Here is a 24,250-nt window from a genome sequence, read left to right as displayed (position 1 = left end):
CGCATCTCTCAAAACGGTTTCGCGATCATCAGCCACAGGATCAACATCGTCGCGCCGAAGCCGGGGAAACCGAACGCGAACCAGCGGCGGTAGAGCACGAAGTAGCGTTCAGGCAGAGCGCCGCGCTGCTCGGCCGCCTTGCGCGCGAGATCGCGCATCTCGATCTGCATGAAGACGACGGGGACCCAGAACAGGCCCGCAAAGACGTAGAGCCCAAGCGAGGCCAGCAGCCAGCGTTCCGTGATCGGCATGGCCGAAAGCATCATCAGCAGGCCGCCCGTCACCGGCTGGAGGATCACGGCCGACAGCGTGAAGATCGCGTCCGCAATCACCACCACCGAAGCGGTACGCGCGATGAATTCGGCGTCGCTCGTGCGGTGCGCCATCAGCATGAAGAAGGCGATGCCGGTGCCAGTGCCGAGAATGACGATGGCGCCCAGCACATGGAGGTATTTGACCAGGAGATACAGCGTCATGGCTTCTTGGCCGCCGCAGGTTTGGACTGGTTCAGCGCAAGCCCGAGCTCGCGGCTGGCGGCTTTGACGCCGGCTTCGCTCTCGATCATCCAATGCCCCTCGCTGCCGACGGCCGGCAATGTGCGGAAGTCCACCTTGCCGCCTCCACCGCGAAACGCATCGGCCAATTGGCGCGAGAACGCCGGCGCAAAATAGCTGTCATTGGTCGCCACGAGCCATGTGACCGGAATGCGCGCCGCCTTGCCGAACTCGGCCACCGCGGCGAGAAGCGTCTGCGGCGCGCAGATCCGGTTCGGTTCGTCGTTGGCGTGGCCACCGCGCCCCGGCGCAAGCGCGATGATCGCGGAGATCGCGTTCGGATCGGCGTTCGCGAGCGCCAACGCCCCCCAACCGCCGGCGGAATGGCCGAGCACGACGGCCGAGTCTTGACGAACGAAATCCTGCTTTCGCAAAAAATCCAGCGCGAGCGAAATTTCGGTGGCCGTCGCGCGACCCGAGCGCGCGTAATCCGCCTCGTCGCAGCCGCCCTGGTCCTCGACATAGCGGCCGCCGGTCGCACCATGGCCGAGCCGCTCCGGCACCAGCACGGCGAAGCCGTGCGCGACGAGAAACGCGACCAGCGCGCGGTATTCAGGCTGCGGCATTTGCGCCCGACGCAGCACATTCTGCGTCGAGGCATGCGCGATCACCGCAAGCCGGAACGGACCGGCGCCAACGGGACGAAACAGCAGCGCATGCGCGGCAACGTCGGTATCCGGCGATGGCACGCGCCATTGTTGCCGGCGAAGCGGCTCGCCCTCCTCACCCGATGACCCAAACGTGACCTGCGCGCACAGAGGGGACGCCATCAACAAGGCCAGCACAGGCAGGAGGGCGAAGATGTTGAAGAGGCGCATGAATCGCCGCAGGCGAACACGGACAGCGACGGATCTGCAGGAACGAATCATTTTCGGCGGACTTTTTGCGTTGCCATCGCGGTTCATTGGTTGCCGCAGGGCAGTTTTGCACCGGCAATGGCAGGCCGGTGCCGTTCGAAATGGCGTCTTGTCTTCTTTCGGTACAACATGGTTAAAATACTGATGCACAAAATCCACACGTTAACCGATAATTAACGATAGGTCTTGCCGCCGGCGCGGCGACTTGGTTTGATCGTATCCATGAGCACAACCCTGATCGAGGTCCGGCCGGCCAAAGCTGCAGATGCAACTGCGGTGGCGTCCACCCATGACGAAGCCTGGCGCTCCGCCTATCAGGGCATCATTCCCGGCGGCGAACTGGAAAAGCTGATCAACCGCCGCGGTCCGCAGTGGTGGGACAGTGCGATTCGCAAAGGCAGCCGCGTCAGCGTGCTCGTGTTCGGCGACAAGATCGCCGGCTATGCCAATTACGGCCGCAACCGCGCCCGCAGCCTGCACTTCGACGGCGAGATCTACGAGCTCTATCTGCGTCCGGAATTCCAGGGTCTCGGCTTCGGCCGCCGCCTGTTCACCGCAGCCCGCCGCGACCTGATGCAGAGCGGCCTGAAGAGCATGGTGGTGTGGGCGCTCTCGGACAACGATCCAGCGACCGAGTTCTACCGCGCCTTGGGCGGCCGCATGGTGGCGCGCTCCTCCGAGCGTTTCGGGCCGAAGTCGCTCGACAAGGTTGCCTTCGCTTGGACCAATTGAGCTGCTGAAAGTCTAGCCGGCAGCGCTTCCCATCCGTCGATACCGTTGCCTTTTGAGCCGGTAGTCGCTGGATTCATTATTTCACAAAAACACGATGGATTGGCGCGCCAAGCCCGCGTATGACAGCGCCAAAATCGCTGCCGGGCGCGATTTAACCTCGGCAACAACGGAGCCTTGAATGCGTATCGATGCGGTCTCGATCGGAAAAAACGTACCCCACGACGTCAACGTCATCATCGAAGTCCCCGTGGGCGGCGAACCGATCAAATACGAGATGGACAAGGAAGCCGGCACGCTCGTTGTCGACCGCTTCCTCTACACGCCGATGCGTTACCCCGGTAACTACGGCTTCATCCCGCACACGCTGTCCGATGATGGCGATCCCTGCGACGTGCTGATCATCAACACCCGCGCCATCATCCCCGGCGCCGTCATGAGCGTGCGCCCGGTCGGCGTGCTGTTCATGGAAGACGAAGCCGGCGGCGACGAGAAGATTCTCGCGGTGCCGTCGTCGAAGCTGACGCAGCGCTACGACAAGGTGAAGTCGTACTCCGACCTGCCCGACATCACGCTGCAGCAGATCCAGCACTTCTTCGAGCACTACAAGGATCTCGAGAAGGGCAAGTGGGTGAAGATTCTGCGCTGGGGCGGCCCGGAAGACGCGCAGAAGCTGATCCTCGAAGGCATCGAGCGCGAGAAGAAAAAGAAGGCGTGAGCTCTGCTCCCTCGCCCCGCTTGCGGGGCCGCGACGAGCTTCGCTCGCGCTGAGAGGGTCGGGGTGAGGGGGGAGTCTCCGCAAGGACGGTGAGACTTAGATTCGCGGACAGTCCCCCTCACCCGGAATTCAGGCTACGCTTGAATTCCGACCTCTCCCCGCAAGCGGGGAGAGGTGAAGAAAACCTAACCCGCCGGCTTCGGCAGCCCTGCGATCGCGCACGCCGCGCGCAGCGTATTCACCAGCAGGCAGGCGACCGTCATCTGGCCAACGCCACCCGGCACCGGCGTGATCGCGCCGGCAACGGCGAGTGCTTCCTGATACGCGACATCGCCGACGAGACGGGTCTTGCCGTCGTCCTTGGGGATACGGTTGATGCCGATATCGATCACGGTCGCGCCCGGCTTCAACCAGTCGCCGCGCACCATCTCCGGCTTGCCGACCGCGGCATAAACAAGGTCGGCGCGCTTCACGAGCCCGGGCAGATCGCGCGAGCGCGAATGCGCGATGGTCACCGTGGCATTCTCGTTGAGCAGCAATTGCACCAGCGGACGGCCGACCAGATTGGAGCGGCCGATCACGATGGCATTCATGCCTTCAAGCGAGGCGTGGACGCTCTTGGTCAGGATGATCGAGCCGAGCGGCGTGCAAGGCGACAGCGCTTCAAAGCCGCCGGCGAGCCGGCCGGCATTGTTCGGATGCAGGCCGTCGACATCCTTGGCGGGATCGATGGCGTTGATGACGGCCTCGGTGTTCAGGCCCTTCGGCAGCGGCAGTTGCACCAGAATGCCGTGCACGGCGGGATCGCGGTTGAGTTTTGCGACGACGGCCAGCAGATCGGCCTGCGACACGTCGGCCGGCAGCTTGTGCTCGAACGAGGCCATGCCGGCCGCCTGCGTCTGGGTGTGCTTGGAGCGGACATAGACCTCGCTGGCGGGGTCGTTGCCGACCAGAACCACCGCGAGGCCCGGCACCAGATTGTGTTCGCGCTTGACGCGGGCAACCTCGTCAGCGACGCGCGCGCGGAGTTCCGCAGCGATGACTTTTCCATCGATGATCTTGGCCGTCATGTCAGTTCCCTTGGTCTGTCGGTTTGGCGTCTGCCGATCTGGCTTGGGCGAGCTTGCGCAGGGCTTCGCCGAGTCGCGCCGGATCGCCGTCGACCGCGATCTGCTTCAGCCGCGAGGTGGCACCGGATAGCAGCTTTACACTGGCCTTGGGGACGCCGAGCGATTTCGCCAATAGCACCAGAACGGCCTTGTTGGCCTCGCCGCCATCGGCGATCGCGCGCACCCGCACCTTGAGCACGCTGCGGCCGTCGGCCAATTGCTCGATCCCGTCGATGTCGTCGCGGCCGCCGCGCGGCGTCACCCGCAGCGCGATGCTGATTCCTGCGACCGAATAGCGCCAGGGTTCCTTGAAGGCCTCTTTCGCAACCAAGGCGCTCCCGCCTGCTTAGATCACGTTCGGGTAGATGTAATACAGGATCACCCGCTCGATGAACATGATGAGCAGGATCAGGATGATCGGCGAGATATCGAGGCCGCCGAGGCTGGGCAGGAAATTGCGAATCGGCGCCAGCACCGGCTCGGTGATCCGGTACAGGAACTCCGCCACCGCCGAAACGAACTGGTTGCGGGTGTTCACGACGTTGAAAGCGATCAGCCAGGACAGGATCGCGGAGGCGATCAGCAGCCAGACGTAGAGGTCGAGCACGATGATGACGATGTCGAGAACGGCACGCATTGAAGACTCTGGCTTTCGGTCGGGATTGACGCTTTTTGCTAGATATCGGTTCCCCCCGGCCCAAACAAGGGAAGTCAGTGCCGGGGATGGTTAAAACCGGGTCACACCCGTCCTTGACTTGACCTTGGCGGGGACTTAAATGGCGCCCGGTTGTCGGCCGCATTCACCAGAGCGGCCGCCAAACGGGGCCATAGCTCAGCTGGGAGAGCGCGTCGTTCGCAATGACGAGGTCGGCGGTTCGATCCCGCCTGGCTCCACCAGCCTTCGCTCGCTTCGCGAGCTACGGCTAGGCAAGCCAGCCGAGCTCCCTCGTAGCGAAGCGAGCGAAGGCTGTCCCGCCATAGCCCGAAGGGCGACGGCGGACCCCATCCACCATCACTGACATTCGCGAGCTACCGCTAGGCAAGCCAGCCAAGCTCCCTCGTAGCGAAGTGAGCGAAGGCTGTCCCGCCATAGCCCGAAGGGCGACGGCGGACCTTTTCCCCGAGTTCAGCCAGCCCCCCTACTTCCCCGTGAACCTCGGCGGCCGCTTCTCCATGAAGCTCGCGACCCCCTCCCGGAAATCGCTGCCGTTCAACGCGACCATCATCTCGCGGTTGGCCTCGATCGTGGCCTCCGCCAGGGTCTGGAACGGCACCTCGTAGAGCTGGCGCTTGATCACGGCCATCGCGCTCGGGGAAACCATGTCGGCGAGGTCGCGCGCATAGGCGTAGGTCTCCTCGCGCAGCTTCTCCGGCGAGCAGAGCCGGTTCACCAGGCCGATCCGCAGCGCCTCCTCGCTCGACACGCGGCGGGCCGAGAGCAGCAGATCCATCGCATTGGCGTGGCCGACGATGCGCGGCAGCATCCAGGACATGCCATGCTCGGCGATCAGTCCGCGCCGCGCGAAGGCTGTCGTGAAGACGGTATTGTCGGCGGCAAAGCGCAGGTCGCAATAAAGCGCGTGCACGAGGCCGATGCCGGCGGTCGCGCCGTTGAGCATGGCGATGACGGGTTTTCCGATCGATGGATAGAAGCCGTAACGCGTCTGCCAGTCCGGCCGGCGATTCATGTCGAAGGGCGGCAGGTTCGAGGCACGCCTGACGTCGTTGGGGTCGAGCCCCTTCAGCGCATCCATGTCGGCGCCGGCGCAGAAGGCGCGGCCCGCGCCGGTGAGCACGATGACGCGGACATCGTCATCGGCGCTCGATGCTTCCATCGCATGGCGCACGTCGCGCTCCATCGTCGGCGTCCACGCATTCATGCGATCAGGGCGATTGAGCGTGATGGTCGCGACCTTGTCGCTCACCTCATACAAAATGTGTTCATAGGCCATGACGCTCTCCCTGTGTCTGCCGGCACGCGTTCGCGCGCGCTCGTTAGGAACGAGCCTAGCATATCCAGGGATCAGGCAAGGCCTTGCGCGAAGGCCTTGCGCAGAGGCGCGATCACTCGGCGGCTTGCGCCAGCACCTGCCGGCGCGCCAGCCAGCCATCGATGAAATGATCGAGCCAGGCCCGCTCCGCAACGTCGTACACGGCACGGTCCGCGAAATGATGATGCCGCTCGCGCGCGCCGGGCGCGCTGAGGCCGTCATAGCCGCGCGTGGTCCAGCAATGCATCATCGCGCAGGTCACGTCAGGATGAAACTGCACCCCGAAAGCATTGCCGGTGCGGAACGCCTGGATCGGAAAATCATCGCCTTCCGCAAGCAGCTCAGCGCCGACGGGCAGTTCAAATCCTTCGCGATGCCAGTGATAGACCTGCGCCGGCCAATTCGGGCAGAGCGCGTGGCCCGCCGCGGTCGGGCGGATCGGATAGTAGCCGATCTGGGTCAGCGCCTGCGCATGCGGTGCGACGCGGGCCCCCAACTGCATCGCCAGCATCTGCGCGCCGAGGCAGATACCAAGGAACGGCCGCTGTTCGCGGAGCGGAATTTCGATCCAGTCGATCTCGCGGCGGATGTAGTCGTCGGGATCGTTGGCGCTCATCGGACCGCCGAAAAAAACAGCGCCGGCATGCTGGTCGAGCGTGTCGGGCAGGGGATCGCCGAAGCGCGGCCGGCGAATGTCGAGGCGATGGCCGAGCGCGCGCAGCCCATTGCCGACGCGGCCGGGCGTCGAGGATTCCTGATGCAGGATGATCAGAACCGGCAACCGGGCTTCGGAGGCGGCGGCGCTCGGCGTCCTTCTTGGGAAGGGCACCAATTCTGCGCCACCAAACCTGTCCGTCCGGAACGACATGGCCTCTGCGAGTGCTATCGGTTCAGACCGCCAGCATAACTAAGCGGTAGTTAACATCGTGTGAGTTCGCGCACACGCGTCCCGATATTGAAGCAAGCTCCGGGCCACTACGGAGCTCTGAGCTTTCTTTAAAGCGTTTTCGAGCGAAGTGGGTACCGGTTCGCGTAAAGAAAACGCGTCAAAACAAGGAATCAGTGCCTCTGCCTCTGGAACCGGCTGGTGGCGGACAGGATGAAGCCGCGCGGGAAGAAACGCAGCGCGAACGGCACGATCTTGATGCCGAGACCAGGCAACACTGCCCGTTTGTTGGCCATCAGGCCGCGATAAGCTTGTTGCGCAACTTCGGCGGCAGACACGTTGAGAAGAGCCGTATCATGACCGGACCCGACGCCGGCGCGCGCCTGGAATTCGGTGGGCACCGGACCCGGGCAAAGTACGGTGACGCGAACGCCGCGCGGCGCGAGCTCCGCCCGCAAGGCCTCGGTGAGGGAAATCACATAGGCCTTGGACGCGTAGTACACGGCCATGCCGGGGCCGGGCAGAAAGCCCGCGACCGATCCGACATTGAGAAGACCGCCCTTGTTCCTGATCAGCTGATCGGCAAAGCGCAGCGACAGATCCGTCAGAGCCCGGACGTTGACATCGACGATGCCGACCTGTTCGACGCGGTCGCGCTCGATCGCATCGCCGAACACGCCGAAGCCGGCATTGTTGACGAGATGGTCGAGCTCGACGTCTTCGGCGGCAAGCGCGGCGGCGATCTTCTCGCCCGCATCCGCCTCCTGCAGGTCGCAGGCGATCACGATCGGCTTCTTGCCACCCTTGGCGGCGAGCTCGTTCGCAAGCGCCTCCAGCCGGTCTGCGCGTCGCGCCGTCAGCGCGAGGCGATGCCCGTTGGCGGCGAACACACGCGCCAGCTCCGTGCCGATGCCCGCCGACGCACCGGTGATCAACGTTACCCGCTCAGTCACGATCGAAGTCTCTTGAATTGAAGTTTTTTGGCCCCGCAATGGCGGAACGAGAGCATAGGCCGAGCGCGACAGGCAAGCGTCACCGGCAGCATGGCTGCTTGAGCGGGCAACAGGGAAGCAGGAAAACCACGGATTTTACGGGGAAATCCGGGGCCGGGCTGGCCGACGGGGGTATATTAAAGTTTCGTCATGTGGTCAGCACAACCGCCGATAATACCGCGTCGAGACGGCTCAACCCCCGACGGCGCCGTCCTTGACCTGACCACCGGCGCGATTTGCGACCGCATGCTTGAGGTCGATCCGGTCGCGCTGGGCGATCCCGAGCAGGTCGGACGCGCGCCAGACGACGTTATCCTCGAACTCGGACACCTGGCCATCGGCATAGACCAGCTCCCACATCATCTGGACGATGCGCTTGCGGCCCTCTTCGTCGAGCGAGCGCATGATGACGCTGGTGAAGTGATAGAGGTCGACGGCCTCGCCCTCGACCTGGGTAGCGTCCGCAATCAGGCGATCGGCGGTACCGCGATCCAGCCCGAAATGGCTTTCGATCAGGCTGTGCAGCTTGCGCTGCTCGGTCGCCGTCGGCTGACCGTCCAGCGAGACCACGTGAACCAGCAGCGCGGTGGCCGCAAGCCGGTAATCGCCATCGCCGAAAGCACGATCCGCGGCATGAGGAGCCACAATGTCAGCGATGAATTGGCGCAGGCCGTCGAGCATAGGATCCTACCGAAAACGATGAAGCCGCGGGGGTGCGGCCGCCACCAGCGTTATATGAGTGGGAAACTCAACCGCCGCAACGTGCGTCAGCTCCGCGCGGGCATTACCTTTCGGCAATCTGTCACGGTATCTCGTACACCACCATCTTGTCGGCGATGCCGCGCAGGGCCGCCTGCTTCTGGATCGGCTTGATCGCGCGCTGCTCGAGCACCTCGGCGACTGCGGGCGCATCGAGCACGGGGCCCGTGATGTGGATCTCCTGCGCCGTCGACAGGCTCTGGACGCGAGCGGCGATGTTGACGGTCTGGCCGAAATAATCCTGGCGTTCGTTGAGCATCACCGCAAGGCACGGGCCTTCATGGATGCCGATCTTGACGATGAGATCGTCGGTGCCGCGCTGCCTGTTGAGCTCGTCCATCGCGGACCGCATGCGCAGGCCCGCGACGATGGCGTGCTCGGGGCGGACGAAGGTCGCCATCACGGCGTCGCCGATCGTCTTCACCACCGCGCCCTTCTCGGAGGAGATGATCTCGAGCAGCGCATGGAAATGCGCGCGCACGAGATCGAAGGCGGCGAGATCGCCGACGCGCTCGTAGAGCGCGGTCGAGCCCTTCAAATCGGTGAACAGGAATGTCAGCGACGTGATCTGGAGCCGCTGGTCGAGGCTGAGATTGTCCGCCTTGAAGACATCGCGAAACGTCTGGTTCGACAGCATGCGCTTGGCGGTGAGGAACGGCTTGCGCTTGCCGATGAGATGATGGAGCGCCTCGGCCGCGATGAACACCGACGGCAACACGCGCACGCCGGCCTGGTTCTCCAGCGACAGCCGCAGCGGCCCCGGCCGCATGGTCGTCGTCCCTGTCGGAGCCTGCACCTTGTTGTACATGATCGCGAACTGCTGGCGCTCCTTGGTCGGCTCGCCCTGGACGTCGATGAAATGGGCTGCGTGCGTCACCGGCTCGAAGATGATGATGAAGTCGCCCGGCAGTTGCAGCGACATGGTCGCTTTCTCGCCCGCCGGAAGCTCGAGTGTATCGAGCGTCACCTCGTTGGCGAGCGTCGCGAAGGATTCCTTGTTGAAGTCGACGCCGGAACTCCAGAATACCTGCTTGAAATATTCCCACACCGGAAGCGTATCGGGATCGTGCGCTGCGATGCGCCGCACGCGCGGATTGACGGTGAAGGAGACCTCGACCTGATCGTCGACCGACGCCTTGTAGCCGCAGGCGCAGAGCGCGCAGTGATAATCGTCCGGCTTGAGCGCCTTCAGCGTCGAATGGGCACCCAGCACGCCGCCGCAGCCCGGACAGAGCACATTCCAGCCGAGATCGAACAGTCCGAGCCGCGCCGCATGCAGGAAGGTGGAGATCGTGTGCTCTTCGTCGAGGCCATGCTGCCTGGAGAAATCGAGGACATTGACGCGGTTGAGCTCGTGATCCTCGCCGTTCTCGATGAGGTGTGCAATCGCGTCGACCACCTTGGCGTCGGCGGTCTGCTTCAGAACGGAAAACTGGGCCTGGATGTCGCTCATGGCGGAGGCTCTATCTGGGGTGGATCGCGCCATCGGGCAGACGAATGTCTGTCACCGACGCGTGATGCGGAACAAGGGTGAGTGGTCCGGCTGGGTCGTCACGACGCCGAGCGGGATCACCGGAACCCTGTCGGCAAGCTCGATACGGAAGGCGCCGATCAACCGGGCCAGCGCCAGCACGGATTCGGCTTGCGCGAACGGCGCGCCGATGCAGACGCGCGGACCCGCGCCGAACGGCAGGTAAGCGAAACGGTCGGGCGCCTCGTTCGACATGAAGCGTTTGGGAATGAAGGCGTTCGGCTGATCCCACAGCTTCTCATGCCGGTGCAGCAGCCAGGGCGCGATCATGATGATGTCGCCCTTGCCGATCTCGACGCCGGCCGCATTGTCCTTCTCGCGCGCGGCGCGCGCGACCAGGAAGGCCGGCGGATAGAGCCGCATGGTCTCCTCGATCACCGCACGGGTGAACTTCTGGCGATCGATGTCGGCCATGCTGTCGAGGTGCTCGCCGTGGGTCTCGGAGGCAACTTCCTCCTGCGTCTCCGGATCGAGCGCGAGCAGATAGAGCGCCCAGAACAGCGCCGTCGCCGTGGTCTCGTGACCCGCCAGGATCATGGTCGCGACCTCGTCGACGAGTTGCGCGTCCGAAAAGCCCTTGCCGGTTTCGGGATCGCGCGCCGCGTCCATGAGATCGAACAGGTCGCGCGGCGGCGCGCCGTCCTTCTTGCCCATCGTGCGGCGCTCGGCGATCAGCATCGCGACGAATTCGGTCCAACGCTTGCGGAAGCGCGCGCGGGCAAAATCCATCGGGGTCGGCCAGGACACCGGCAGCAGCATGTCGAGGAAATAGGGCCGTCCGAGCCGCGCGCCGTATTCCATGACGAAGTTGCGCAAGGTCGGGCCGTGACGGTCCATGCCGAACGAGAACATCGTGCGTCCGGCGATCTCCAGCGTCATACGCTGCATCGTCTCGCGCAGATCGACCGGCTCGCTTGTTCGCGCATCGAGCTTTGTGATGGTCTCGTCGAGCACCGCGGTCATATGCGGGACGAGATTTGCGGTCGCACGCGGCGTGAAGGCCGGCGCGAGCGTACGGCGCTGATGCGCCCAGGCGTGGCCTTCCGCGATCAGAACTCCTTCGCCGAGCACCGGACGCAGCATGCGGATCCCCGCCGGCGTGCGCGTGTAGTTTTCATAATTGCTGAGCAGGACATGCCGAATTGCATTCGGCTGATTCAGAATGAAGCTGTTGTGGAGGAAAAAGCGGCCCTTGATGACCTCTTCTTCGTAGGCACGCTGGCCCCAGGTCGCGATCATGTTCTGCTTGAGGACCGCGACCCGGCCGAGAAACGACATGTCGTCGGGCGCACGCGGCGGGGTCGGAGGGATGATGGGCCGACGCACACTGGCGATGTTCATGGCTCTCTCCCGCAGATATGACCCAAGCCAATAGCTAGTAAGTCAGCTCGGCAATCGCAATCCTGTTCTCGGAGGCGGGCCAGGCACGCGCCACAATTCGTTCTTCGCCGAACTGGGCCACGACGTTACGCCCGGCCTCCGCGGCCGGGAGCCGCAAGGTTGCTGCCGAATCCGTGGGCACACCCGGCTTGACGTCGGCCGGCTCCTTGCCGTCGAGCAGCACCACGTCCCGCGGCAGGCCGAAATAGCCGCGCGGGCGTGACATGATCACGACGGCGCCGGCATCCTTGTCCGCCGGCCCGAGCGGGCGCGCGGCACGCAGATGCACGACATCGGACGAGCGCGGGAAGGGCGTGCGGTAGATATGCGTCGTCGGCGCGTCCGGCGATGTCAGGACGAATTCGAGGAACCAGGAAGGCTCGACCTGCGCCGGACCCCAGCGGCCGTCGGCGCCGGTCTTCGCGCTGTGCACCGCGCTGCCTTTGCGCTCCCCGGTATCAGGATCAACGCGGAAGACATCGACGGTTGCACCTGCCACCGGGCGATTGGTCGACACGCCGCCTGGCGTACCGGTCACAAGGCCGCTCAAACTGACGCTCTGCTCCGGCACAATCGCGATGCGCGCGGGCTCGCGGCCGGCAATGAATTTGTAGATCTCGCGGAAGGCGCGCGGGTGAAACGCCACTTCGCGATGGTCGAGCGCGCCGAGCACGAGATTGGTGGCGCCCTTCAACTCCGGCCCTTCGACGGTAACACCGGTCGGCGTGCCGGGCTTGCCGATGAAGCGGCCATCCGCCTGGGCGTATTTGTCCATGCCGTCGCTGCGCAGCGTAAGGAAGGCAACACCCGGCGTCACCTCGCTCTCGCCCTCGTTGAGACCGCGCAGAAATGTGCGGCCGTTGAACTCGTTGTTCGGCTGGTCATCGGTCGCGAACACGCCGTGATTGGGTGTGCCGCACAGCACGGCATGGCTGACATCGCCGGCACCGCCGTTCCTGATGACGTTGCGAATCGCATAGCCACCGCGCGAGCTGCCGACCAGCGCCACGCGGGCCGCGCCGGCGCGGCGCTTCAATTCCGCGATGGCCGCCGCGAGTTCGCGGCGCTGGTCCTCGGTCGAGGAGCGCCCCGCTTGCTCGACCTTGTCGTCGCTCCGCGCATTGGGATCAGTGAAGTTGATCGCCATCATGCGATCGCGCGCGACGCCGTTGGATTCCATTCGCCACAAGGTCGTCATCCAGAGCGCGTCGTACTCGCCATTGCCGTGGACGAACAGGACCGGCGGCACCTCGGCAGTCTGAGCCGCGGGCACGGTCTGGGCCAGCGCGCCTGTCCGCAAGCTCGCAACCGCGAAAGGCAAGCTGCCTACTCCCAGCAGGATCGACCGTCGCGACAGCTTCATATGTTTCTCCGGAAAAACCATGTCTTTGTGCCGCTTATAGCGGCCTAACCACTGGACAGCGAAGGACTTTCGCAGGCATCACTGGACTTGCCGGAATCACCCAAAGACCATTCCAAGACCACTTCTGCCAGCCCATATGGAAGGGGATATGACCGAGCAGCCGAACCGTCAGAAATTCGCCGGCGACGGCATCGCCGCACCCCTGCGGTACACCGTGTTCCGGCGCATCTGGCTCGCCAGCCTGCTCTCCAATCTTGGCCTCTTGATCCAGGGCGTGGGCGCGGCCTGGGCGATGACGCAGATGGCGGCCTCGGCCGACAAGGTGGCGCTGGTGCAGACCGCGCTGATGCTGCCGATCATGCTGATCTCGATGCCGGCCGGCGCCATCGCCGACATGTATGACCGGCGCATCGTGACCTTGATTTCGCTCGCGATCGCGCTGATCGGCGCGACTGCGCTGACGGTGCTGGCCTGGCTCAAGCTGATCACCCCGGAAACGCTGCTCGTGTTCTGCTTCGTGGTGGGCAGCGGCAATGCGCTGTTCGGGCCGGCGTGGCAATCCTCGGTCAGCGAGCAGGTGCCGCCCGAATCACTGCCGTCAGCCGTCGCACTGAACGGCATCAGCTACAATATTGCACGCAGCTTCGGTCCCGCGGTCGGCGGCGTCATCGTCGCCTCGCTCGGCGCGGTGGCCGCGTTTGCCTGCAACGCGATCCTCTATCTGCCGCTGCTGGTGGTGCTGCTGCTCTGGCGGCGCAACACCGAGCCCTCGCGCCTGCCGCGGGAGAAGCTCAACCGCGCGATGGTCTCGGGCTTCCGCTACATCACCAATTCGCCGCCGATCAAGATCGTGCTGTTGCGCACGCTGGTGATGGGCCTGATCGGCGGCGCCATCATGGCCCTGATGCCGCTGATCGCGCGCGATTTGCTGCATGGCGGCGCGCAGACCTACGGCATCATGCTGGGTGCCTTCGGCATGGGCGCCGTCGTCGGTGCGCTCAACATCCATGAATTGCGCAAGCGCATGAGCGGTGAAGCGGCGATCCGCGCCTGCACCATCTCGATGGCATTTGCGATGGCCGCGCTCGCCGTGAGCACGGAGCCGGTGTTGACGGCGGCGGCGCTTGTGCTCGCCGGTGCGGTCTGGATGGCGGCGGTCGCGCTGTTCAACATCGGCGTGCAGCTCTCGGCGCCGCGCTGGGTCGCGGGCCGTTCGCTCGCGGCGTTCCAGGCCTCGATATCCGGCGGCATTGCGATCGGCGCCTGGGGCTGGGGCCATCTCACCGATTATGCCGGCGTCGAGGTCGCGCTGCTGACGGCCGCCAGCCTGATGCTGATCTCGCCGGTGCTGGGCATTTGGCTGGCGATGCCGCGCGTCGGCGCCCGCAACGAGGACGCGGACGTGCTCGCCGATCCGGAAGTCAAACTGTCGCTCACGGCGCGCAGCGGGCCGCTGGTGGTCGAGATCGAATATAGGGTGAGCCAAGAGAATGCACGCGCCTTCCACAATGTGATGCAGGACGTGCAGCTCTCCCGGCAGCGCAACGGCGCCTATGGCTGGTCGATCGCGCGCGACATCGCCGACCCCGAATTGTGGACCGAGCGCTACCACTGTCCGACCTGGCTCGATTACTTGCGCCAGCGCAACCGCTCGACGCAGTCCGAACGCGCGTTGCATCAACAGGCGATCGATTTCCACATCGGCCCCGATCCGGTGCGGATCCGCCGCATGCTGGAGCGTCCGTTCGGCTCGGTGCGCTGGAAGGAAGAGACGCCGGATCGTGCCGGCGCCGAGGTGCTGCCGGTGGTCGCGAGCGCGGCGGGAAGCAGCACGTAGGTTTTGGCCTGTAGCCCGGATGGCGCGAAGCGCAATCCGGGACGATCTCACCGCGCGGGCAGACCCCGGATTTCGCTCAGCCGGGCTGCGACGGCACGTCTTACTGCCCGTGATCCGTCAACACCTTGTCGCAGGCTTTGCTGAGGCGGGTACGGTTCTGCTTGAGGCAAGCGAGCACGGCGCCATCGCCATTGTTCATCACGGCACGGCAGAAGCGCGTCACATCGCGCGCGCAGGCATCGTGGCCGGGCTGCTGTTGCGCTGAGGCGCTCGATGCGCACAGAATCAAAGAAACAATGAAAAGAAATCTGGTCATCGCGTAATGCCTCTTACCCCAAGGATGTGCGGGCGAAGCTAGTGCGACGATCCTGGAGCCGCAACGGCTTTATTGCCGAGCGGGACTGGCGCGCGTGGCCCCGGCTTGACGCCGGGAGCACATCGCGAGGGGAGCCAACAACGATCGCCGTTGCGCGTTGTCCTACTGCTTGTCCTGGGCGTCAGCGACCTTGCGTGAGGCGCCCTTTGCGAGGTCCTTGTCCATCACCGCGCGGCAGCCGGCGCTCAGATCAGAGCGATGCTTCATCATGCACGCCGTGATCTTCGGGACGTTGGGGATTTCCGAGGAGCACAGGCGGAAGGCATCGCCGGTGCACTGCTGCTGCGCCTCGGCCGAGAAGGCGAAGCTCGCGGTCGTCGCGACGATCGAGACGATCGCGGCAAAGCCCAGAGCCAGGCTGGTGTCGCGGATCCTACTCGTCAGCAATTTCGCAGAGAAAGACTTGGCCGAAGAAGATTTGGTCATTTGAAGCTCCCATTGGCGCCGCTGGAAGCGGGGCCCGTTGTTGGTGGGAACTACGATGCTCCGGCAAAACAGTTTCCACTGTGATGACGGTCACGGGTGGCCATCCATCTGTGACCTCCGTCACATGGCGCACCTCGCTGAAAATCCGGCGCAAACGCCGTCGTGTTGGTGTCACGTTAACTGTTCCTTCGCATTAATGGCTCGTCGCGCGGGAGATTCCGCAGGGTTGGTTGCGTAATTGGAAAGAATAGCGATGCGTAATGCGTTGGGCCTGATGCTGGCCAGTGTAGTTGCGGCGGTCGTGATCGCCGTCGGCGGTTGGTTTTATTATTCCGCGCGCGCCGATCAGGGCGCCCCCAAAACAACGGCCGCCCGTGCCGCCGATCAATTGCCGGCACAGGCGAAGCTCGCCGCCAAGGATGACGTCGAGACCACCGCGGCGATCGCGGCCAGGCCGACGGCAGTTGCTCAGGCAGCGGCGCCTGCGCCCGCTCCGGCCATGCCGGTGCAGCAGCGGTCGACCTGTGCCAATCCGAACGCGCTGGGCGTTGCCCGCGTGGTCGAGATCGACACCACCGGCGGACCCGGCTTCGGCTTCGAGCATTTCAAGCAGTTCGACTTCCTCACCGACAAGGAGGTCGTGCTGACCTTCGACGACGGTCCGTGGCCGGTCAACACGCCCGCGGTGCTGAAGGCGCTCGGGGATGAATGCACCAAGGGTCTTTTCTTCTCGGTCGGCAAGCACGCGACCTATCATCCCGAAATCCTGCGCCAGGTGCTGGCCCAGGGCCACACGGTCGGCACGCACACGTGGTCGCATGTCAACCTGAACAGCAAGAAGATGACGGAGCAACAGGTCAAGGACGAGGTCGAGAAGGGCTTCAGCGCGGTGAGGTTCGCGCTCGGCACCAATCCGGCACCGTTCTTCCGCTTCCCTCAGCTTCAGCACAATCCGGCGATGGTGAGCTATTTCGGCACCCGCAATGTCGCGATGTTCTCGACCGACATCGACTCCTTCGACTTCAGGAAAGGTGCCACGCCGGAGAAGATCGTCGACAACGTGATGACCAAGCTCGACAAGCTCGGCAAGGGCATCATCCTGATGCACGACTTCCAGAAGCACACCGGCGAAGCGATGCCGGCGCTGCTCGCGCGGCTGAAGGCTGGCGGATACAAGGTCGTGCAGATGAAGGCCAAGGCGACGCTCCAGACGCTGCCGGAATATGACGAGGCGCTGCTGAAGGACCTGAAGGTACCGACCTCGAGCGCGCGTCCGATAACGAGCGTGGTGCAGACGGTGTCGCAGTAAGCCCGAACCGCTTCCTCAATACGCGCATGGCCGGGCTCTTGCCCGGCCATTTGCTTTTGCAGCGGGTCGCGGCCTTACCAGTAGATGCCGTGGCGGTGCAGCTCGCTGATGATGCGGCCTTCGGTCCACGTGCGCTTGTGCTTCGGCTTGCCCGCCTTTGCGGTCTTCGTGGCAGTCGCCGCCGGCGCTGAGGTCGTCGTTGTCGCGGTCACGGCAGGAGCCGTCGCCGCGGCGGGAGCAGGGGCCGAGACTGCCGGCGGACGATCGACGTATTTCGGAGCTTCCGTGGCTGGCGCGACTTCGCTGATTTGTGTCATCGGGGCGATGGTCGTGGTGGCCTGCGGAGCGGCCGTCGCCGTGGCCAGCGACAGGCTGCGGTCGGCGGCATGGGCAGATGCAGAAGCCAGGACCATGGCGGCAACCAGAATGATCTTGCGCATGTGAAATCTCCCCGTGTTTGCGTGACCGGGAAATTAGGGGAGATCTGATCTGCGTTATGTGACTGTCATCACGTAGACTGCGCTCGGTCTTGAACCCGCGATCAGCATCCGCGGCGATCAACCCGCAACGTCATGTCGCGTTTGACGATTGTTTCCAAATATTTCTGATTGTGGCAGACGCTCGACACGTATCAAAAGGCGTGCCGAGTCCGCCCGTTGTGACCTTCATCAAGCGAGTGAAGCGTAAGCTGCTGCCGCCGCGAGAGGTTATTCAGGGGTACGAGAACCCGGAACTGGTTGAAACGATTTTCCTGAAGACAATCAACTACAACCCGGACAGCGACTGGCCGCTGGTCGCGGGCATAAACACGGTTCTGGATTTCGGCGGAGGCGCCGGCCTGCATTACAAGGTGGCGCGCCGGCAATGCCCGGACATTCGATGGGCGGTGGTTGAGACGCCAGCAATGGTGCAGCGCGCCAAGGAGCTTGGCACCGATAGGCTGATGTTTTTCGAGCGCATCGACCAGGCCGCCGACTGGCTCGGCACTGTCGATCTCATCCACTCGAATGGGACCATACAGTACGTCCCGGATGCATTGGAAACCGTCAGAACGCTGTGCTCGGTTCGGCCGGCAATGTTGGCATGGTACCGCGTTCCGATCAGCGAAGAGACCCGGCGAGAGGTTCAGACCTCGTACCTGAGCGACAACGGTCCAGGATCGTCGCTCGCCTCCAAGGAGAAGCTCGTCAGATACGAGCGCAACTGGATCTCCGAGCAAGCATTCATCCAGGCTCATGAGGGATTTCGCATCACTGAGCGGAGCCCGGATCCCACCGAGCGCGGCACGCAACAATTCAGGTTCGCGCGGGTCTAGCTTGCGACAATACGGGGGCGATGTGTTTGACAAGTTTGCAGACTGGTTACGTCAGACGGCCTTTTTCTCGACGGCTATCGACATCGCGCGCCAGACGTTACCGGAGCCCGCGCTGATCTGGTTGCGCACGCAGATGGTGCGCAATCTCCGTGGAACGCCTGGCGAGGTGTTCGGCGAGATCTATCGTCGCAACGTCTGGGGCTAAAAGGAAACCGCTTCCGGCGGCGGATCCACGCTGCACAATACCCAGAGGGTGCGAGAAAGCCTTCCTGGTCTGGTTGGCGACCTCGGGATCCGTACCCTGCTCGATTTGCCTTGTGGTGATTTTCATTGGTTGTCGAAGATCGAACTTCCAATTTCTCGCTACATTGGAGGAGACATCGTTCCGGAACTGATTGCGCGAACGGCTGACCAATACAGTCGCCCAGATCGCACGTTCCTCCGGATCGATCTCTGCAACGATCCGCTCCCGGAAGCTGACCTGCTGCTCTGCCGCGATTGCTTCATTCATCTGTCCGAAGAGATGATTTTTCAAGCAATCGACAACATTCGTCGATCCAACATCAAGTATCTCCTGACGACCACTTACCCGGCGGGCCGAAATCGTGCGATCCGCACGGGTGACTTCTTCTCCATCGATCTGAGCGCTCCGCCCTACAACTTCCCGCCGCCGATCAAGGTGCTGGACGACTACGCCCCACCGTTCGACCGGCGGCAACTGGCGCTGTGGGAAATCGAAAGCCTGCGCAAAGTCTGAGGCGATGGCACGCCGTCTCGCGGCGAGGCTGCTTCGGAGGATGAAACAACGGCGCGGAAAACAACGGAAAATCAGAGTGATAAATGGTGCCGCAAGAGGGATTCGAACCCCCGACCCCGTCATTACGAATGACGTGCTCTACCAACTGAGCTATTGCGGCGAACCCTACCGGGACCCGCGCAATGCAGGTCCCGATACGCGCGCTCCTGATATCGGGCATGGCCCGAATTGGCAAGGTGGAGCGGGCTTCGAAATGTGCCTCACGCGCCCCAGCGGGACCAGAATCCGCGCCAGCCGCCGGCCTGGGCCTTTGCATGGGTTCTGGGCGTGCCGATTTGTTCCGCAAATTCATCGCTCGGACCCTCGTCATCAATCCCGGGATCATCGGGGGCGCGGACTATCGGGATGACGGCCTGGATCGGGGCCGGCGCAGGCTTGCCGAGGTCGGCGCGGGTCCGGAACACCGGCGTTGCCGCCTCCGGCGATGATTCGGCCGCCTCAGGGGCGGGATTGACCGGCTCGGCAGCCGGCGTGACCGCAGGCTCTTCTTTGGCAGCCTCCCCGGTCGTTTCCTTGGCCTCAGGGGGCGAATTGTCCTGTGCGGCGGGGACCGGATCCGGTGCAGCCGCGGGCGGTTCCACCGGGGCTTCGCTCGGGGCTGCCGTCACCCGCTTCGGCGGCGGGGCGGCCAGCATGGCTTCCTCGAAGGCCGAGGATTCGATGGTGGCGCCCTTGTCGGAGGGCAGGCTCGCGACCGGCGTTTGCCACTGGAAGGCATCGAGACGGCCGGTGACCGGCGAGACCGGACGCCAGCGGTCGCTGACATAGCCGTCCGCGGTCCAGGCCGGATCGTGACGGGCGCGCACCGCGCGCAAGGTCCAGGCGCGGGCACGGCCGCCGTCGCCGTGCTCGGTGCGCTCGAGCTCGGCCATCAGCAGCGCGACGCGCTGGGTCGGATCATTGACGTAGGGTGCCAGCACCGCGCGCGCACGCGCGAACTCGGAGGCGTCGATCGCGGCGCGCGCGATCGCGAGCTGGCCCTCGACATGGCCCGCCTTGTCGGCGGGCGTCTTGGCCGCCAGCGTCTCGACCCGCTGCAAGCGCTGCCGCGCAGAATCGCCGAGCTTCACATGCGCGTAGGCGTCAGCGAGATCCGGATGCGGATTGGCGAGCCACGCGGCCTCGACCAGCTTCATGGAGCGGCGCACCTGATGCGCTTCGCTCTCGAACTTCGCCGCAAGTACCGCGGCCGGCACCAGCGTCGGCGCGAGCTTGATGGCCTCCATCACGCTCTCGCGCGCCACGTCGCGGTCCATGGTTTCCAATTCCAGCGCGCGGGCCGTGAGCAGCACGCCGCGCTGGCGACGATAGGCCGCCTTGTCGATCAGGCCCGCGGACAGATTCGAATCGAGGATCGCGAGTGCGCCGCTCCAATCGCCGCGCGCGCAGCGGAAGCCGAGCACCGCGTGCGAGGCCCAGGTCGAGGACGGCGACAGCTTGATCGCCTCCTCCGCGATCATCACGGCGCCGACCGCATCGTCGGCACGCTGCGCCTCGATGAACAGGCCGCGCAGGCCGAGCAGCCGGGTATCCTCGCGCTCAGCCATGACGCGGAAGACGCGCTGGGCCTCGTCGCGATTGCCTTCGAGCTGGGCCGACTGCGCGTGCAGCAGCAGTGCGAGCGGATCGTTCGCGGCCAGCCGCCGCGCGGTATCGGCGTGGCGGCGGGCGAGGGCGGTATCGCCATGACCGATCGCGAGCAGGCCGTGGGTGATGGCATGGCGGCCGCGCGCATGGCGTTTCTCGTGACGGCGGCGGCGCAGGCGTCCCGGCGCGCGCCAGATCATCGTCACGATGCTCCAGACCAGCACGACCGCCGCCGCAAAGACGCCGAGCAGAAACACGAACCTCGGAAGCGTCGTTGACGCGCGGAAACCGCCCGCGGTCAGGACGAGATCACCGGGCTGATCGGCAACCCAGGCCGCGCCGGCCGCCGCCAGCGCGATCAGGACGAGGAAGAGGACGATGCGAAGCATGGCGATCCCTATTACGCGCTGATTATTGCGCGAACCTTTACTGAGCAGGCTTGACCAGATCGGGCTTGGCGAGATCCGCCATGGCATCGTCGGCGAATTTGCGGGAGGCGCCGAGCGCGGCGTCGCGCGCATCGGCCTTGTCGAGCCAGGCCTGTGCCGGTGCACGATCGGCCTCGGGCAGCGTCTTCAGCTCGCGCCGCGCTTCCGCGAAATCGTTGCGAAGCGCCGCCGCCGTCACCCGTGCGACGATGGCGCCGCGATCATTGCCGACGCCGTCGGTGCGCTCGATACGAACGAGTTTCGAGGCCCCCGCCTGGAGGCGCTCGACGATGCCGGCACCGGCGGCCGGGGCTTCCGCCGGCGGCGAGAGCTTGGGCACGATGTTGAGCAATTCGCGGCTCAGCGCGACCGGCGTCGGAATGCCTGACGACGCAAAGGTGTCGAGCGGCTTCAGCATATCGGGCTTGGCCGCGAGCGACCGCGCCGTGGCCAATTGCGATTCGTAGGGATCGCCATGCCGAACCGCGACGTCGAGCAGAGCCGCCGCCACGACATGGCGCAGGGGCTTGTCATTCGTCGCCTTGTTGTCGGCAATCTTCTCGCCCTGCTGTGCGAGCTCGGCGCGCTCCGTCTTGCTGGCGCGCTCCAGCTGCGCAATGCGGTCGCTGAGCGCGGCAAGATCGGGCGCTGCAGCGCGCGGTGCCGATTTCACGTCGTTGGCGGTCTTGTCGGACTGTGCGCGCAGATTGGCGATGTCACTGCGCAAGGCATTTGCGGATTTCTCCAGTGCATCGATCCGCGCCACCGTGGCCGGATCGGCGGCGGGCTTGCCCGCCTTGGCTTCGACCGCGGCGACACGTCCGCTGAGCGCGTCGACCGTCGCGCTCGTGACTTGCGGCGCGGCCGGCGGCGCCTCCACGGCGGGCCAGCCCAGCATCCAGCCGACGGCAATCACGATTGCGGCTGCGACCGCGCCGGAGAACGGCGCAATGACCCAGGGCGAAACCGGCGCCGACGCGGGAGCGGAAGCAACCGCGGCCTCCGCATGCGCGGGCTCCGGGTCGGGCCTGGCCTCTTCGGATTTGGACTCTTCGACCGTGGCCTGCTCTGGCGTGGCCTGCTCCGGCGTTGGCTGAACCTCCGGTTCGGCGGCCGCCGTTGGCTGCGGCTGGGTCGAGATTTCGGTTGCCTCAAGGTCGATGGTGGGCGGGGTGCGCTTGGCACGGCCTGACTCGGGAGCCAATCCTGCGTCTTCAGGCTTGTCGTCGGCCATCGTGACGGTTCCTCACACTCAAATGCCCTGAACGGACCCGATCGCGTCGGATTCGGCCCGACCTCTTACGCCAAACGGGTCCGCAAAGCACGCTCCAAGGTATCAAATAGGGCATTTTCGTCCGGCGTCGCAGCCCCCAGAACCTGCGACGCGCCGGCATCGCGCAGCACGCTGGCGACCGTCTCGGACAGGCAGCATTGCGGGATCGCCAGCGCCGAGATTTCGACGCCTTCGTCCCGTGCCGCATCCAGGAAGGCCCGCGCGCTGCGGCGGGAGTAGTGCAGCACCGCCTCGATCCCATGTGCGGCAAAGCCATCGCAGACATCGCGCGGCAGGATCTTGACCGGAGTCATGCGATAGGTGGTCTGCGTCACCACGCTGAAGCCCTCCGCGCCAAGCTCGCCGCCGAGATCGCGCGACAGATCCGCGCCCGCGAGATAGAGCAGCGTGCTTTTCTTCTTCAGCAGCTTCTCGCGCGCGCTCTGCATCACCTTGTCGCGCAAGGCCGCGGCATCGCCGCCGGCGACGATCACCTCGGCGAAGCCGGCGTCGCGCGCCGCAGCAGCCGTGTGCTCGCCGACCGCAAACAGCGGCAGCTCCAAAAGGCCAAGGTTCTTTAAGCCAAGATCCTGCAATTGCGGCGCGACGGCGCGGATCGCGTTGGCCGACGTGACGATGATGGCGCCGTAGTCGGCCTCACTCTCGTCATGGAAGGCGACCGGCTCGAACTTGAGCATCGGGGCGAGCAGCACCACATGACCCCGCGCCCTCAAATTTTCCGCCGTTGCCTCATTGTCGGGATGCGGCCGTGTGACAAGAATGGACATCGCTTGTGTTCCCGAACCGCGTGGCGGTGACGCATTCACGAAGGCGGCTGCGCGTGACGATTGCGCAAGTGGACCCCGGAATGCTACCGGACGTACCAGAACTCTGCTTTACGGATGAGCGCAAGGGCGCAAATTGGATAACAATTCGCCAATGCTGGTACTGGGCATCGAAACCACCTGCGACGAGACCGCCGCGGCCGTGATCGAGCGCGCGCCCGACGGCAGCGGCAAGATCCTGTCCAACATCGTGCGGTCCCAGATCGAGGAGCATGCCCGCTTCGGCGGCGTGGTGCCGGAGATTGCCGCACGCGCGCATGTCGACGTCCTCGACGGCATCATCGACCGGGCCATGCACGAGGCCGGCATCGACTATGCGCAGCTCAACGGTGTCGCCGCCGCGGCGGGGCCGGGGCTGATCGGCGGCGTCATCGTCGGCCTCACCACCGCCAAGGCGATCGCGATGGTGCACGACACGCCGCTGGTCGCGGTCAACCACCTCGAGGCGCATGCACTGACGCCGCGCCTCACCGACGGAATTGAATTTCCCTACTGCCTGTTCCTCGCCTCGGGCGGGCATACCCAGATCGTCGCCGTCACCGGGGTCGGCCAATATGTACGGCTCGGCACCACCGTCGACGACGCGATGGGCGAAGCTTTCGACAAGGTCGCGAAGATGCTGGGCCTGCCCTATCCGGGCGGGCCACAGGTCGAACGCGCGGCGGCAACCGGCGATACCACGCGCTTCGCCTTCCCGCGCCCGATGCAGGGACGGCCCGATGCCAATTTCTCGCTGTCGGGATTGAAGACGGCGGTGCGCAACGAGGCGAGCCGGTTAACCGAGATCGCGCCGCAGGATATCAGCGATCTCTGCGCGAGTTTTCAAGCCGCAGTGCTCGACTCGACCGCCGACCGGCTGAGCGTCGGCCTGAGGCTTTTCCGCGAGCAGTTCGGCGCTCCGCATGCCCTCGTCGCCGCCGGCGGCGTCGCGGCCAATCAGGCGATCCGCGGCGCCCTGCATGACGTCGCGCGGCAGGCCGGGACGCAACTGATCATGCCGCCGCCCGCGCTCTGCACCGATAACGGCGCGATGATCGCCTGGGCCGGCGCCGAGCGCCTGGCGCTCGGCATGATCGACACGATGGAAGCCCAACCCCGCGCACGCTGGCTGCTCGATGCCAACGCCACGGCGCCGGCCGGTTACGGCAACACGCGGGCGGGATTCTAG

Annotated in this window: 26 protein-coding genes and 2 tRNA genes; 9 read left to right on the top strand and 19 right to left on the bottom strand. The window is 64.9% G+C overall.

The window, feature by feature from the left end:
• Positions 1-8: 8 nt before the first annotated feature.
• Positions 9-476 (bottom strand): DUF2269 family protein, encoded by a 468-nt coding sequence (locus AB7245_RS01625; protein WP_063980345.1) that lies wholly within the window; start codon positions 474-476, stop codon positions 9-11.
• Entirely contained in the window at positions 473-1,372 is a 900-nt protein-coding gene (locus AB7245_RS01620) for an alpha/beta hydrolase family protein (protein WP_231143758.1), read from the bottom strand. Before AB7245_RS01620 ends, AB7245_RS01625 begins: the two co-directional genes overlap by 4 nt.
• Positions 1,373-1,633: 261 nt before the next feature.
• Between AB7245_RS01620 and AB7245_RS01615 the strand changes: the two genes are divergently transcribed.
• Together AB7245_RS01615 and ppa are read left to right on the top strand one after the other, a co-directional pair.
• Positions 1,634-2,143, top strand: a complete 510-nt coding sequence (locus AB7245_RS01615) for a GNAT family N-acetyltransferase (protein ID WP_014490714.1) — start codon at positions 1,634-1,636, stop codon at positions 2,141-2,143.
• A gap of 178 nt (positions 2,144-2,321) precedes the next feature.
• The gene (ppa, locus tag AB7245_RS01610; RefSeq protein ID WP_014490715.1) at positions 2,322-2,858 is read left to right on the top strand and encodes an inorganic diphosphatase; all 537 of its coding nucleotides are present in this window, start codon (positions 2,322-2,324) and stop codon (positions 2,856-2,858) included.
• Positions 2,859-3,043: 185 nt separating this feature from the next.
• Here the strand turns inward: ppa and folD are convergent, their stop codons facing one another.
• The 3 genes from folD to AB7245_RS01595 are packed head-to-tail and all read right to left on the bottom strand — an operon-like array spanning position 3,044 to position 4,604.
• Positions 3,044-3,928 (bottom strand): bifunctional methylenetetrahydrofolate dehydrogenase/methenyltetrahydrofolate cyclohydrolase FolD, encoded by an 885-nt coding sequence (gene folD / locus AB7245_RS01605; RefSeq protein WP_231143756.1) that lies wholly within the window; start codon positions 3,926-3,928, stop codon positions 3,044-3,046.
• Between the two features lies 1 nt (position 3,929).
• Positions 3,930-4,298: a DUF167 domain-containing protein gene (locus AB7245_RS01600; protein WP_063980343.1), complete on the bottom strand. Its 369-nt coding sequence runs from the start codon at positions 4,296-4,298 to the stop codon at positions 3,930-3,932.
• A 15-nt stretch (positions 4,299-4,313) separates the two neighbouring features.
• On the bottom strand, positions 4,314-4,604 hold the full coding sequence (locus AB7245_RS01595; RefSeq protein WP_007598721.1) for a YggT family protein: 291 nt from the start codon (positions 4,602-4,604) through the stop codon (positions 4,314-4,316).
• Between the two features lie 184 nt (positions 4,605-4,788).
• On the opposite strand from AB7245_RS01595, the gene AB7245_RS01590 reads away from it, so the two are divergent.
• Positions 4,789-4,864, top strand: a tRNA-Ala gene (locus AB7245_RS01590).
• Between the two features lie 242 nt (positions 4,865-5,106).
• Here AB7245_RS01590 and AB7245_RS01585 read toward each other — a convergent pair.
• The 7 genes from AB7245_RS01585 to AB7245_RS01555 all read right to left on the bottom strand — a co-directional run bounded on the left by AB7245_RS01585 (position 5,107) and on the right by AB7245_RS01555 (position 12,869).
• Positions 5,107-5,919 carry an enoyl-CoA hydratase gene (locus AB7245_RS01585; protein WP_063980342.1) on the bottom strand — a complete coding sequence of 271 codons (813 nt, stop codon included), beginning with the start codon at positions 5,917-5,919 and terminating at the stop codon, positions 5,107-5,109.
• Positions 5,920-6,031: 112 nt separating this feature from the next.
• The gene (locus AB7245_RS01580; protein WP_063980341.1) at positions 6,032-6,826 is read right to left on the bottom strand and encodes a glutamine amidotransferase; all 795 of its coding nucleotides are present in this window, start codon (positions 6,824-6,826) and stop codon (positions 6,032-6,034) included.
• 191 nt (positions 6,827-7,017) lie between these two features.
• A complete protein-coding gene (locus AB7245_RS01575; protein ID WP_063980340.1) occupies positions 7,018-7,797 on the bottom strand; it encodes an SDR family NAD(P)-dependent oxidoreductase in 780 nt (259 codons plus the stop codon).
• 231 nt (positions 7,798-8,028) lie between these two features.
• On the bottom strand, positions 8,029-8,517 hold the full coding sequence (locus AB7245_RS01570; RefSeq protein ID WP_063980339.1) for a TerB family tellurite resistance protein: 489 nt from the start codon (positions 8,515-8,517) through the stop codon (positions 8,029-8,031).
• A 121-nt stretch (positions 8,518-8,638) separates the two neighbouring features.
• Complete coding sequence (locus AB7245_RS01565) at positions 8,639-10,048, bottom strand: adenylate/guanylate cyclase domain-containing protein (RefSeq protein WP_063980338.1); 1,410 nt, start codon at positions 10,046-10,048, stop codon at positions 8,639-8,641.
• Positions 10,049-10,099: 51 nt separating this feature from the next.
• Positions 10,100-11,467: a cytochrome P450 gene (locus tag AB7245_RS01560; RefSeq protein ID WP_063980337.1), complete on the bottom strand. Its 1,368-nt coding sequence runs from the start codon at positions 11,465-11,467 to the stop codon at positions 10,100-10,102.
• Between the two features lie 34 nt (positions 11,468-11,501).
• Positions 11,502-12,869, bottom strand: coding sequence for a hydrolase (locus tag AB7245_RS01555; protein WP_439033829.1), 1,368 nt, complete (start codon positions 12,867-12,869; stop codon positions 11,502-11,504).
• A gap of 148 nt (positions 12,870-13,017) precedes the next feature.
• On the opposite strand from AB7245_RS01555, the gene AB7245_RS01550 reads away from it, so the two are divergent.
• Positions 13,018-14,706 (top strand): MFS transporter, encoded by a 1,689-nt coding sequence (locus tag AB7245_RS01550; protein ID WP_063980335.1) that lies wholly within the window; start codon positions 13,018-13,020, stop codon positions 14,704-14,706.
• Between the two features lie 100 nt (positions 14,707-14,806).
• Here AB7245_RS01550 and AB7245_RS01545 read toward each other — a convergent pair whose 3' ends face one another.
• Positions 14,807-15,022, bottom strand: a complete 216-nt coding sequence (locus AB7245_RS01545) for a hypothetical protein (RefSeq protein WP_063980334.1) — start codon at positions 15,020-15,022, stop codon at positions 14,807-14,809.
• 162 nt (positions 15,023-15,184) lie between these two features.
• Positions 15,185-15,508 carry a hypothetical protein gene (locus AB7245_RS01540; RefSeq protein ID WP_063980333.1) on the bottom strand — a complete coding sequence of 108 codons (324 nt, stop codon included), beginning with the start codon at positions 15,506-15,508 and terminating at the stop codon, positions 15,185-15,187.
• 253 nt (positions 15,509-15,761) lie between these two features.
• On the opposite strand from AB7245_RS01540, the gene AB7245_RS01535 reads away from it, so the two are divergent.
• Positions 15,762-16,817 carry a polysaccharide deacetylase family protein gene (locus AB7245_RS01535; RefSeq protein ID WP_063980332.1) on the top strand — a complete coding sequence of 352 codons (1,056 nt, stop codon included), beginning with the start codon at positions 15,762-15,764 and terminating at the stop codon, positions 16,815-16,817.
• A gap of 74 nt (positions 16,818-16,891) precedes the next feature.
• Here the strand turns inward: AB7245_RS01535 and AB7245_RS01530 are convergent, their stop codons facing one another.
• Entirely contained in the window at positions 16,892-17,257 is a 366-nt protein-coding gene (locus tag AB7245_RS01530) for a hypothetical protein (RefSeq protein WP_063980331.1), read from the bottom strand.
• 218 nt (positions 17,258-17,475) lie between these two features.
• Between AB7245_RS01530 and AB7245_RS01525 the strand changes: the two genes are divergently transcribed.
• The 3 genes from AB7245_RS01525 to AB7245_RS01515 all read left to right on the top strand — a co-directional run bounded on the left by AB7245_RS01525 (position 17,476) and on the right by AB7245_RS01515 (position 18,889).
• Positions 17,476-18,132 (top strand): hypothetical protein, encoded by a 657-nt coding sequence (locus tag AB7245_RS01525; RefSeq protein WP_187387859.1) that lies wholly within the window; start codon positions 17,476-17,478, stop codon positions 18,130-18,132.
• Positions 18,133-18,154: 22 nt separating this feature from the next.
• Positions 18,155-18,337, top strand: a complete 183-nt coding sequence (locus tag AB7245_RS01520) for a hypothetical protein (protein ID WP_187387858.1) — start codon at positions 18,155-18,157, stop codon at positions 18,335-18,337.
• A gap of 129 nt (positions 18,338-18,466) precedes the next feature.
• On the top strand, positions 18,467-18,889 hold the full coding sequence (locus AB7245_RS01515) for a class I SAM-dependent methyltransferase (RefSeq protein ID WP_063980328.1): 423 nt from the start codon (positions 18,467-18,469) through the stop codon (positions 18,887-18,889).
• Between the two features lie 84 nt (positions 18,890-18,973).
• Here the strand turns inward: AB7245_RS01515 and AB7245_RS01510 are convergent.
• The 4 genes from AB7245_RS01510 to AB7245_RS01495 all read right to left on the bottom strand — a co-directional run bounded on the left by AB7245_RS01510 (position 18,974) and on the right by AB7245_RS01495 (position 23,025).
• Positions 18,974-19,049, bottom strand: a tRNA-Thr gene (locus AB7245_RS01510).
• 100 nt (positions 19,050-19,149) lie between these two features.
• Complete coding sequence (locus tag AB7245_RS01505) at positions 19,150-20,925, bottom strand: heme biosynthesis HemY N-terminal domain-containing protein (protein WP_063980327.1); 1,776 nt, start codon at positions 20,923-20,925, stop codon at positions 19,150-19,152.
• 37 nt (positions 20,926-20,962) lie between these two features.
• On the bottom strand, positions 20,963-22,198 hold the full coding sequence (locus AB7245_RS01500; protein WP_063980326.1) for a hypothetical protein: 1,236 nt from the start codon (positions 22,196-22,198) through the stop codon (positions 20,963-20,965).
• Between the two features lie 65 nt (positions 22,199-22,263).
• Positions 22,264-23,025 (bottom strand): uroporphyrinogen-III synthase, encoded by a 762-nt coding sequence (locus AB7245_RS01495; protein ID WP_063980325.1) that lies wholly within the window; start codon positions 23,023-23,025, stop codon positions 22,264-22,266.
• Between the two features lie 151 nt (positions 23,026-23,176).
• On the opposite strand from AB7245_RS01495, the gene tsaD reads away from it, so the two are divergent.
• On the top strand, positions 23,177-24,250 hold the full coding sequence (gene tsaD / locus AB7245_RS01490; RefSeq protein WP_063980324.1) for a tRNA (adenosine(37)-N6)-threonylcarbamoyltransferase complex transferase subunit TsaD: 1,074 nt from the start codon (positions 23,177-23,179) through the stop codon (positions 24,248-24,250).

It is taken from the genome of Bradyrhizobium sp. 604_D8_N2_3 (genome assembly GCF_051810765.1).
Classification (GTDB): Bacteria; Pseudomonadota; Alphaproteobacteria; order Rhizobiales; family Xanthobacteraceae; genus Bradyrhizobium; species Bradyrhizobium barranii.
Note: the sequence above shows the minus strand (reverse complement) of the source record. Positions and strands in the feature narration are given on the sequence as shown.